The organism is Rhodoferax sp., from assembly GCF_014859475.1.
Classification (GTDB): Bacteria; Pseudomonadota; Gammaproteobacteria; order Burkholderiales; family Burkholderiaceae_C; genus Rhodoferax.
On sequence record NZ_JACUUE010000016.1, the window covers coordinates 19,431 to 28,374 of the forward strand.

Annotated in this window: 6 protein-coding genes; 2 read left to right on the top strand and 4 right to left on the bottom strand. The window is 60.9% G+C overall.

The features are described from left to right. Positions 1-82 precede the first annotated feature (82 nt). From IBX54_RS02900 to IBX54_RS02915, 4 genes are all read right to left on the bottom strand, one after another. On the bottom strand, positions 83-1,879 hold the full coding sequence (locus tag IBX54_RS02900; RefSeq protein ID WP_296541156.1) for an acyl-CoA dehydrogenase C-terminal domain-containing protein: 1,797 nt from the start codon (positions 1,877-1,879) through the stop codon (positions 83-85). A 23-nt stretch (positions 1,880-1,902) separates the two neighbouring features. Beyond that, on the bottom strand, positions 1,903-2,592 hold the full coding sequence (locus IBX54_RS02905; protein WP_296541157.1) for a TetR/AcrR family transcriptional regulator: 690 nt from the start codon (positions 2,590-2,592) through the stop codon (positions 1,903-1,905). A 128-nt stretch (positions 2,593-2,720) separates the two neighbouring features. Beyond that, on the bottom strand, positions 2,721-3,797 hold the full coding sequence (locus tag IBX54_RS02910; RefSeq protein WP_296541158.1) for a serine/threonine protein kinase: 1,077 nt from the start codon (positions 3,795-3,797) through the stop codon (positions 2,721-2,723). Then, a complete protein-coding gene (locus IBX54_RS02915) occupies positions 3,790-6,348 on the bottom strand; it encodes an ATPase, T2SS/T4P/T4SS family (RefSeq protein ID WP_296541162.1) in 2,559 nt (852 codons plus the stop codon). Before IBX54_RS02915 ends, IBX54_RS02910 begins: the two co-directional genes overlap by 8 nt. Before the next feature lie 237 nt (positions 6,349-6,585). On the opposite strand from IBX54_RS02915, the gene IBX54_RS02920 reads away from it, so the two are divergent. Further along, complete coding sequence (locus IBX54_RS02920; protein WP_296541159.1) at positions 6,586-8,184, top strand: choline dehydrogenase; 1,599 nt, start codon at positions 6,586-6,588, stop codon at positions 8,182-8,184. A gap of 79 nt (positions 8,185-8,263) precedes the next feature. Next, positions 8,264-8,944, top strand: a 681-nt coding sequence (locus IBX54_RS02925) for an aldo/keto reductase (RefSeq protein WP_296541160.1), incomplete at its 3' end; no start/stop codon positions are given.

Below are 8,944 nucleotides of genomic sequence, written 5' to 3' on the forward strand. Positions count from 1 at the left end.
TTGGGGATTGTCATGTCAGTCTCCAGTGTGTAGGTAGTAAAAAAAGGGCGGTTCGGGAAACGTGTCAAGCGTGAAAGACGCCTCAGGCCAGCGCGGCATCGGTGTCCATCAGTACTTTACTACCGGTGCGTGCCGTGCGCATCAGGGTGGCGGTTTCCGGAAACAGCTTGGCAAAGTAAAAGCGTGCCGTCTGCAGCTTGGCGACATAAAAAGGGTCACTGTTGCCAGCAGCAATCTGACGCAGCGCCACCTGCGCCATGCGTGCCCAGAAATAGCCAAACACCATGTGGCCGGCCACCCGCAGGTAGTCCACGGCGGCCGCGCCCACCTCGTCGGGATTCTGGAAGCCCTTGAAGCCGAGCTCGGTGGTGAACTTGGTCATTTGCTCACCCAGGATGGCGATCGGGGTGATGAATTCGGCCATCTTCTCGTTGACACCTTCCTCAGCCACCAGTTCGCCAATCAGCTTGCCAAATTTCTTGAGCGTGGCGCCGTTGTTGGACAGCACCTTGCGGCCCAGCAGGTCGAGGCTCTGGATGGTGTTGGTGCCCTCGTAAATCATGTTGATGCGGGCGTCGCGCACAAACTGCTCCATGCCCCACTCCTTGATGTAGCCGTGGCCGCCAAACACCTGCAGGCAGCCCGAGGTGGCGCTCCAGCCGTTGTCGGTGATGAACGCCTTGACGATGGGGGTCAGCAGCGCCAGCAGCTCGCCAGATTCCTTGCGCACCGCCTCGTCCGGGTGGTGGTGCTCTTTTTCGAGTAGCATCGAGCTGAAGCACATCAGCGCGCGGCCGCCCTCGGCATAGGCTTTCGCGGTGAGCAGCATCTTGCGCACATCGGGGTGCACGATGATCGGGTCGGCGGCCTTGTCTTTGGCTTTGGCACCGGTGAGTGAGCGCATCTGGAGCCGGTCCTTGGCATAGGCCAGTGCATTTTGGTAGGCCACTTCGGTCAGGCCCAGCGACTGGTTGCCCACGCCCAGGCGCGCCGCGTTCATCATCACAAACATGCCTTGCATGCCCTTGTTGGGCTGGCCCACCAGCGTGCCCACTGCGTCGTCGAGCACGATCTGCGCGGTGGAATTCGACTTGATGCCCATCTTGTGCTCCAGCCCGCCGCAGTAAATGCCATTGCGCGCGCCCAGGGTGCCATCGGCATTGACCAGGAATTTGGGCACGATGAACAGGCTCACGCCTTTGATGCCGGGGGGCGCATCGGGCAGGCGCGCCAGCACCAGGTGGATGATGTTGTCAGCCAGGTCGTGCTCACCGGCGCTGATGAAAATCTTGTTGCCGGTGAGCTTGTAAGTGCCGTCGCCCTGCGGCTCGGCCTTGGTGCGCATCAGCCCCAGGTCGGTGCCGCAATGGGGCTCGGTCAGGCACATGGTGCCGGTCCACTCGCCGCTGGTCATCTTGTGCAGGTAGGTGGCTTTTTGCTCAGGCGTGCCGTGGGTGGCCAGCGCGGCATAGGCGCCGTGGGTGAGGCCCGGGTACATGGCCCAGGCCTGGTTGGCCGAGTTCATCATCTCGTAAAAGCACTGGTTGACGATCAAGGGCAAGCCCTGGCCGCCAAATTCGGGCTCGCAGGCCAGCGCGGCCCAGCCAGCTGCCACGTACTGTTGGTAAGCGGCCTTGTAACCCGTCGGGGTGGTGACAGCGTGGCTGGCAACATCGAATTTGCAGCCTTCGGTGTCACCGCTGATGTTGATCGGCAGCAGCACCTCGGCAGCAAATTTGCCGCCTTCTTCGAGCACCGCATTGATGGTGTCGGCATCCATTTCGGCGTGCACTGGCATGGCTTGCAGGTCTGCCGCGACGTTGAGGACTTCGTGCATGACAAACTGCATGTCGCGCAGCGGGGGGGTATAGATGGCCATGGTGGGTTCTCCTTGGAAATGAATCAGGTTGAATGTGAATGTGTCGATCGGGATGCCATGTTCTTACCGTAGCGCAACAAAATGTGCTCGAACCCGGTGTTGGCGCGCTCCAGGGCGCCCGGGTTTTTCAGGAAGCGCGCTTCGTAATGCAAGGCCAGGATCAGGCCGTGAATCTCGAACGCCATTTGTGCCTCGTCGGCATCGCTGACCAGGTGGCCAGCTTGCTTGGCTTGCACCACGGCGCGATGCAAGGCTGCCAGCCAGGTTTGCACCGAGGTGGCCAGGGTATCGCGCACCGGGCCGGGCCGGTCGTCAAACTCGACCGCGCCGCTGATGAAGATGCAGCCCGACTGGATTTCGATGGCGACCCGTTTCATCCAGTTGGCAAACAGCGCGCGTACGCGCGGCAGGCCGCGCGGGGCATCCATGGCCGGAAAAAAAACCTCATTGGAAAAGCGCTGGTAGTACTCGCGAATGACAGAAATCTGCAGCTCTTCGCGCGAACCGAAGTGGGCAAAAACGCCCGATTTGCTCATGCGGGTGACTTCGGCCAGCGCGCCGATGCTCAGACCCTCCAGACCAATTTGTTCAGCCAGACCCAACGCGGCATCAATGATGATCTGCTTGGTTTGCCGACCTTTTTGCAGGGCGCGCGCGCTGCTCGAGCGCTTGCCAGTGCTAGCGGTGATTGGTGCGTGATGGGCGGGTTGCATGGTCGTTGTGTCTAAATAGTACGATCGTTCTATTTTGCAGCATTTACGACACCAGCGCCACCTTGGCCGCGTTTCTAGGGGGCTTGATCTAGGGAATTTGCGGGTAAACCCCTAGCCGACTGGCGCTGCTAGACCACGAGTGGTTCTTGTTGCATGGCTTCAATTTGCACTTGCAGCATGTGCAACTGGCCCTGCCAGTAGTCGCTGGAGCCAAACCAGGGGAAATGGATGGGAAAGGTTGGGTCATCCCAACGGCGCGCCAGCCAGGCGCTGTAGTGCAACAGGCGCAAGGTGCGCAGCGGTTCGATCAACACGAGTTCGCGCCGGTCAAAGGGGCGGAATTGCTCGTAGCCGTCGATCAGGCAGCCAAGCTGGCGGGCTTGTTGCTGACGGTCGCCGCCGAGCAGCATCCACAGGTCTTGCACTGCCGGCCCCATGCGGGCGTCGTCCAGGTCAACAAAATGCGGCCCCGGCTGGGCGCTGGCTGGCATGTCCAGCGGCGTCCACAAAATGTTGCCGGGGTGGCAGTCGCCGTGCAGGCGAATCCGTTGCATCGCGCGGTCCGGGTCAAGGCCATCAGCGGCAGGATTGGCGGGGGTTCTGGGGCCGCTGGCGTCAGCCAGGCAGGCATGGGTGGCAATCAGGTCAAGCGCTTGTTGCGAGGCTTGGGCCCAGCGTGACTGCACGTCGAGCGGTACCTGGTCGTGGGCCAGCAGCCATTCGCGCGAGGCGATGCCAAAGCTGGCCAGGTCGAGCGCGGGGCGGTGTGCAAAGGGCTTGAGGGCACCCACGCCATGGATGCGCGCCAGAAAACGGCCAATCCATTCCAGCACCTCGGGGTCGTCAAGCTCCGGCATGCGCCCGCCGCGCCACGGGCTCACGCTGAAGGCAAAGCCGCCAAAATGGTTCAGCGTGCTGCCGTTGGGCGCGAGCGGAGCAACCACAGGAATTTCTGCGCTGACGAGTTCTTTTGAGAACGCGTGTTCTTCGAGAATCTGATCGTCGCGCCAGCGCTGCGGGCGGTAAAACTTGGCGACGACCACCGCGCCGTCTTCCAGGTGCAACTGATAGACGCGGTTTTCGTAGGAGCTCAGCGCCATCTGCCGGCCGTCGCCATACAGCCCGACGCTGGCCAGCGCATCCATCACCACATCCGGGGTGAGCGACTGGTAGGGGTGGGCCGACGTGGCGCCGTCGTCAGGCATTGGTGTTGGCACGAACCTCTTCGATGCTGGTGAGTCCGTCCAGTACCTTGACGATGCCGTCCTGGCGCAGGGTGCGGAATTTGCCGGTTTTGAAAGCCTCGATCTGGATCAGTTCCGAGCGCGCGCCGGTTTGAATCAAACGCCGGATGCCGGGTGTCATGCTCATCAATTCATGCAAACCGATACGCCCGACCAAGCCGGTGCCGTTGCATTCGGGGCAGCCGGGCGCATGGTGCCGGTTGAGCCAGCCCTTTGGTGCAAATTGCTGCTTCCACTGCGCCAGCACGTCTTCGGGTTTCGGGCGCATGTCGTCAGGAAACGCGGCGAGGTAGTCATTCAGCAATTCATCGACATAGTCATCACTGGCGCGCTCGACGACGCGGCAGGCTATGCAGAGCCTGCGCGCCAGGCGTTGCGCCAGCACAGCCAGCAACGAATCGGCAAAATTGAATGGATCCATGCCCATGTCCACCAGTCGGGTGACGGTTTCAGCCGCGCTGTTGGTGTGCAGGGTGGAAAGTAGCAAATGCCCGGTGAGCGATGCCTCGATGGCAATTTGGGCGGTCTCGGCGTCGCGGATTTCGCCCACCATGATGATGTCGGGGTCGGCGCGCAGGAACGAGCGCAGCGCCTTGGCAAAGGTCCAGCCAATTTTTGGATTGACCTGCACCTGGCGTAAATCAGCTTGGGTGATTTCGATCGGGTCTTCGGCGGTCCATATCTTGCGCTCGGGGGTGTTGAGGTAACCCATGATCGAATGCAAGGTGGTGGTTTTGCCCGAGCCCGTGGGCCCCACGCTCAGTACCATGCCGTAAGGACGACTGATGGCATCGCGCAATTGGGCGAAGTTGCTCTCGGTCAGGCCGAGCTTGTCCATGGCTATTGGTTTGTTCGACGCAAGCAAACGCATCACCACGTCTTCCAGGCCGTTGCTGGTGGGAATGGTGGCAATGCGCAATTCCAACCGGTGTTTGCCGGCAAACTTGCTGAAATTGATCTTGCCGTCCTGCGGTTTGCGCCGTTCGGAAATATCCAGGTCGGCCATGATCTTGAGCCGTGCCACCAGGGCTGCGCGGTAGGTGTGCGGCAACTCGAGGTAGGGCGACAAAATGCCGTCCTTGCGGAACCGGATGCGCACCTTGGCGCGCCGGGGTTGCGACTCCACATGGATGTCCGACACCCCTCGGTTGTGGGCTTCGATGATCATGGTGTTGATCAGGCGCACCAGCGTGTTGTCGGACTGTTCAATGGGCTTTTCGTTTTCTTCGGAGGCGTCCCAGCCCGACTCACTGTTCTCCATCGATTCCAGCAATTCACGGGAACTGGCCTGCTCTTCATTAGCTTGCGAGAAGCCGGGCAAGTCTTCATGCAGTGCCTGGCGGTGCAAGCCGAATTTTTCGTAGGTCTCGCGGATCTTTTTCTTGATCTGCAAGTCATCGCCCAGCGCGGCGACGACGCGGCCCTGCGTCAGGAATTCGAGTTCCTCGATCATCTTGCGTGCGGTCGGGTCCATCGCTGCCACCACGGTCAGGTTGTCGCGCCACAGCAAGGGCAGCACATTGAGGCGCTTGGCCGTCACCATGGGAATCTTCACCAGAGCGGAGGACTCAATGGGAAACAGCTTGATGTTCACCACCGGGTAGCCCATTTTTCGAGCCAGTGCAATATTCAGGTCATGCCGGGTCAGAAAGCCCATGGTGATGAGCAGTTCGCCCAGCGGCAGCGAGCGATCTGTCTTCTGCCGCTCGAGCGCTTCTTGCAGTTGGGCTTCTGTGATGTAGCCAAGCCGGGTCAAGGCCTCGCCCACCTGGATGATGGGCATTTTGGCCTGCTGGGACAGGGCCAGCATCAATTGTTCAGGGAACACCACCGCTTTGTCGAGCAGGTAGTCGCCCAGCTTGCGACTGCGAATGCTTTTTTGCTCGTCGGCGGCAAAATCGACCTGCTGCTGCGTGACCATGTTGTCGTTGACCAGCAGTTTGCCGATTGGGCCTCCCACACGGAAGCTCTGGTAGGCTTCACGCGGGACAAAAACCTGTTCAACTGCGCCCTTGTCCCCAATAGGCGGAAACAAGAACAAGCCATAGTCGGTTTCGACATAACCGATCGTCTTGCCGCAAACCATCTCACCCTTGACCGTTTGCATGTCGTATTCGGCGGTAGCCCGGTAGCCCAGAATATCGGAAAAATGATCCGGGGTGATCGCTTCCTGAGGGGGGAGTTGTTGTTTCAGGGTCAGGCGCCGAAACTGTGAAAACGACAGGGAAACCGGTGTCGGGGTTTGCTTGATCTGAATGATGGCGAGGTGCCTGGCGGTGTTCAGGCCGACTACTTTGCAGCGCCGCACCACGCCCGTGATGTCTTCAAGTTCGCAATCTTGTGGCTCGTGCCACGGCTCGGCAGCGCTGTAAACCGCGTAGGGCGGCGTCGGCCAGATGAACTTTGCCACTGGCTTGGCGGCTTTGGCTGCACTCCCCAAGGACGAGTTGTTCGGCCACTGTGACTGTGATTTGGCGCTGTCTTTCCAGGCAAAAGCAGCTTCATGTGGCATCACCACCCCGGCGCCAAAAGTTTGAAAAATATAACCAAAACCATGCACTCCCGCATTATTTATCCTTGAATCAAGACTGGTCATCATGCCTTATTTGGCTGATTTTTCAAAGTACATCAGCCAAATATGACGATGGTTTGTGGTTAATCTTGGCTTCAGGCTCTAAAAATGCCGGTTTTTTTGCGCTAAGGTGCTCAGGGCTTTCATTTGCAAATGACCCAGGACCTGGAGAACTTCATGTACGACTACCTCATCATCGGCGGCGGCTCTGCCGGCTGTGTGCTCGCCGGGCGACTCTCGGAAGACCCGGCTATCAGGGTGGCCCTGCTTGAAGCCGGACCGGTTGACAGCAGCGTGCTGATTCATTGCCCGGCGGGCCTGGCGGTGATGGCCAAGTTCGGCTTGTCGGGCTGGAATCTGAACACCGTGCCGCAAGCCGGTTTGAACGGCCGCTGCGGTTACCAGCCGCGCGGCAAGGTGCTGGGCGGCTCCAGCTCGCTCAATGCCATGATTTACACCCGCGGCCACCCGGCCGACTACGACGCCTGGGCAGCCCAGGGCAACCCCGGCTGGTCGTATGCCGATGTGCTGCCGTATTTCAAAATATCCGAGCACAACGAGCGCGGCGCCGATGACTTTCATGGCACCGGCGGCCCGCTCAATGTGATGGACCTGCGCAGTCCCAACCCGTTCAGTGAACGTTTTATCGAGGCCGCCGAGCAGGCGGGCCATGCGCGCAACGCCGACTTCAATGGGGCCGATTTTGAGGGCGTTGGCCGCTATCAGGTGACGCATAAAAACGGCGAACGCCACAGCAGCGCCAAAGCCTACGTGACCCCCAATTTGTCGCGGCCCAACCTGACCCTGTTCACCGGCGCACACACCACCCGCATCCTGATGGACGGCAAGCGTGCCGTGGGCGTGGAGTATGTGCACCAAGGCCAGACCCGGCGCCTGAAGTGCCGCCGCGAGGTGCTGCTATGCGCCGGCGCGATCCAGTCGCCGCAGATTTTGATGCTCTCGGGCATCGGCGCGCGCGAGCACCTGCTGGTGCACCAGATCACGCCGATTCATGAGCTGCCCGGCGTGGGCCAGCATTTGCACGACCACATTGATGTGGTGCAGGTGGTCGATGCGCCGCGCGCCAAACAGCTGTTTGGCGTCTCGCCCAGCGCTGCTGTCAGCATTCTCAAAGGCATTTTTGAGTGGCGCAAGCAGCGCAGCGGCGTGCTGACCACCAACTTTGCCGAGGCCGGCGGCTTCATCAAAAGCGACCCGGGCGAAGCCTTGCCCGACCTGCAACTGCACTTTGTGGTGGGCAAACTCATCAACCACGGCCGCACCACCACGCTCGGTCACGGTTATTCGTGCCATGTGTGCGTGCTGCGGCCGCTGAGCCGTGGCAGCGTGCGACTGGCCAGCAAAGACCCGCTGGCGCTGCCGCTGGTGGATCCGGCCTTCTTGAGCGAACCCGACGACCTGGCGCGCATGGTGCGCGGCTTCAAGCAGGTGCGCCAGATATTGGCACAACCGGCGCTGGCGCAGTTTGGCGGACGCGAACTCGCGGCCACCGCGCGGGCCCAATCCGATGCCGAAATCGAGCAGGCCATTCGCAACCTGGGCGACACCATTTACCACCCGGTGGGCAGTTGCCGCATGGGCCCGGGCCCCATGGACGTTGTCGATGCCGAACTGCGCGTGCACGGGCTGCAGGGCCTGCGCGTGGTTGATGCCTCCATCATGCCGAGCATCGTCAGCGGCAATACCAATGCGCCGGTGATCATGATCGCCGAAAAAGCCGCCGACCTGGTCAGGCAGGATGCTGCGCGCGCTTGAGGCCGGGTGTTGACGCGGTGTTTAACGCCTGCCCGCATACACTAAATTGCATTGCAGCCTTGCAGCCAGCATCACCGCCATGACCTACCAAGCCAATCCCGCCCGCTTTGATTCCATGCCTTACCGCTTTTGCGGCAAAAGCGGGCTGAAATTGCCCGCCATTTCGCTCGGGCTGTGGCACAACTTTGGCGACGCCACGTCGCTGGCCACCCAGCGCCAGATGCTGCGCGCCGCGTTCGATGCGGGCATTACCCACTTTGACCTGGCCAACAACTACGGCCCACCCTATGGCAGCGCCGAGACCAATTTTGGCGCGCACTTGCGGCGCGACTTCAGGCCCTACCGTGACCAGCTCATCATCTCCACAAAAGCCGGTTGGGACATGTGGCCCGGCCCCTATGGTCAGGGCGGCGGCTCGCGCAAACATGTGCTGGCCAGCCTGGACCAGAGCCTGCAGCGCATGGGGCTGGATTACGTGGACATTTTTTATTCGCACCGTTTTGATGCTGACACGCCACTGGAAGAAACCATGGGCGCGCTGGCCAGCGCGGTGCAGCAAGGCAAGGCCTTGTATGTGGGCATCAGCAGTTATTCGGCCAGCAAGACGCGTGAAGCTGCCGCCTTGCTGCGCGGCATGGGCGTGCGCGCCCTCATTCATCAGCCTTCCTACAGCCTGCTGAACCGCTGGATCGAGGAAGACCTGCTCGACGCGCTCGCTGATACCGGCATGGGTTGCATTGCCTTCAGCGCGCTGGCGCAA

What these genes read in the sequence shown, in the direction of transcription:
- IBX54_RS02900 (WP_296541156.1), bottom strand. Translation starts at nt 1,879, where the DNA reads ATGGCCATCTATACCCCCCCGCTGCGCGACATGCAGTTTGTCATGCAC.
- IBX54_RS02905 (WP_296541157.1), bottom strand. Translation starts at nt 2,592, where the DNA reads ATGCAACCCGCCCATCACGCACCAATCACCGCTAGCACTGGCAAGCGC.
- IBX54_RS02910 (WP_296541158.1), bottom strand. Translation starts at nt 3,797, where the DNA reads ATGCCTGACGACGGCGCCACGTCGGCCCACCCCTACCAGTCGCTCACC.
- IBX54_RS02915 (WP_296541162.1), bottom strand. Translation starts at nt 6,348, where the DNA reads ATGCCACATGAAGCTGCTTTTGCCTGGAAAGACAGCGCCAAATCACAG.
- IBX54_RS02920 (WP_296541159.1), top strand. Translation starts at nt 6,586, where the DNA reads ATGTACGACTACCTCATCATCGGCGGCGGCTCTGCCGGCTGTGTGCTC.